This is a genomic window from Rhizobacter sp. P2_H2, from assembly GCF_056403375.1.
Map to the genome: position 1 here is coordinate 1 of NZ_JBFUFP010001021.1, position 1,933 is coordinate 1,933.

Consider the following 1,933-nt stretch of genomic DNA (forward strand, 5'->3'; position numbering starts at 1 on the left):
GTGCAGAGGAACGCGTCACCGAACGAAACCTGCGTCAGGMAATGCTGCAATGCCTTCAGCGACCAATCCAGTCGCGGGGTCGAGTCGACGCAGCACAGGGTCACCTGCGGAAGGCTCAAGGAGGTCATGTCGGCGGAATCAACGGGCTGGTGCGGATTGTCGGCGGATTGTCGCTGCTGCAGGCCATCCTTAATGCGGATGAATGGCTGTGCAGGGGTGGTGCGGCAAGCCCACTAGACTTCGACATCTGGAGTCACAAAGACGGAAGTCTTTCGCCATCCCATGTCCGAGCCGAAGATCATCGCATTCCACTTGCCACAGTTCCACGAGGTCGAAGAGAACAACCGCTGGTGGGGCCAGGGCTTCACCGAATGGACCAACGTGCGCCGCGCGGAACCGCTGTACCGCGGGCACCTCCAGCCGCGCGTGCCGGCCGCCGACCGCTACTACGACATGATGCAGCGCGAAACGCGAGAATGGCAGGCCGACCTGGCGCGCCGCCACGGCGTGCACGGCTTCTGTTACTACCACTACTGGTTCAACGGCAAGCAGCTGCTGCAGCGCCCGATCCTCGCGCTGCTCGAGGACGGCGGCCCGGACTTCCCGTTCTGCCTCGCCTGGGCCAACGAGCCCTGGACCCGGGCCTGGGACGGCGGTGAGCGCGATGTGCTGATGCCCCAGGACTACGGCAACGAGGCCGACTGGGACAAGCACTTCGCCTACCTTCTGCGCGCCTTCCTCGACCCGCGCTACATCCGCGTCGACGGCCAGCCGATGCTGCTGGTCTACCGCTGCGGGAGCATTCCCGTGCTCGAGCCGATGTTCGCGCGCTGGCGAGTTCTCGCGATCGAGGCGGGCCTGCCTGGCCTGCACCTCGTCTCGATGCTGACCATCTTCGACGCCGACACGCGCCTGGACCTGGCCGATGCGGCGGTGGAGTTCGAGCCGATGTACACGCTCAGGCACGATCAGCCGCGTTGGTACCGGCTGCGCCACAAGGTCACCCGCCAGATGGCCAAGGTGCGCCGCTGGTTTCAGCCCGATGCACGCCCGCACCGCCTCGATTCCCACGACTACCGGCTGCTGTGGCAACTGATCAGTCGCCGCCCCTCACGCCCTCGCGTGTATCCGGGGGCCTTCGCCGACTGGGACAACAGCCCGCGGCGCGGCAAGCGCGGCTTGGTGCTGCGCAACTTCAGCCCGGAGGCGTTCCGCAATGGCCTCGCCGCACAATTGGCCAAGGCGCGCAGGGCCGAGCAACCCTTCGTGYTCTTCAACGCGTGGAACGAATGGGCGGAGGGCACCTACCTCGAACCCGATACACACCGGGGCACGCAGATGCTGGACATCATTGCCGAGCTCACCCACACGCCCGCCGAAAACATGYCATGACCCACGATTCCAAAGTCCTGCCGACTCTGCCCGGTGGCCTGCCGGACACCCACCTCGACCTGGGTTGCGGCAAGTTCCCGCGCAATCCCTACCGGCAACAGCGGCTGTTCGGCGTCGACATCCGCGCATTGCCGCCGACACCCGATTTCGAATCGCGGGAAGCCAATCTGGCGCTCGACCCGATTCCCTATCCGGACGGCATGTTCGGCTCGGTCTCGGCCTTCGATTTCATCGAGCACATCCCGCGCGTGCTGGCGGTGCCCGACGAACGCCGCACGATCCTGCCGTTCATCTCGCTGATGAACGAGATCTGGCGCGTGCTGGCGCCGGGCGGCCGGCTGTATGCGGTGACGCCGGCCTACCCGCAACCGGAGGCGTTCCAGGACCCGACGCACGTCAACATCATCACCGACCGCACGCATGAGTACTTCTGCGGCGAGACGCCCTTCGGCCGCATCTACGGCTTCGAAGGCCGCTTCCGGCTGGTGCGCGCGCAATGGGTTCGGCACCACAACCTGGATTTCACCGGGCCGGAGAAAGC

Annotated in this window: 2 protein-coding genes; both read left to right on the forward strand. The window is 65.9% G+C overall.

Translation table 11 applies throughout. The annotated features are described in order from the left end of the window. Positions 1-282 precede the first annotated feature (282 nt). Positions 283-1,392, forward strand: a complete 1,110-nt coding sequence (locus AC1D15_RS29550; RefSeq protein WP_477828824.1) for a glycosyltransferase WbsX family protein — start codon at positions 283-285, stop codon at positions 1,390-1,392. Then, positions 1,389-1,933, forward strand: a 545-nt coding sequence (locus AC1D15_RS29555) for a class I SAM-dependent methyltransferase (RefSeq protein ID WP_477828825.1), incomplete at its 3' end; no start/stop codon positions are given. The genes AC1D15_RS29550 and AC1D15_RS29555, both read left to right, overlap by 4 nt.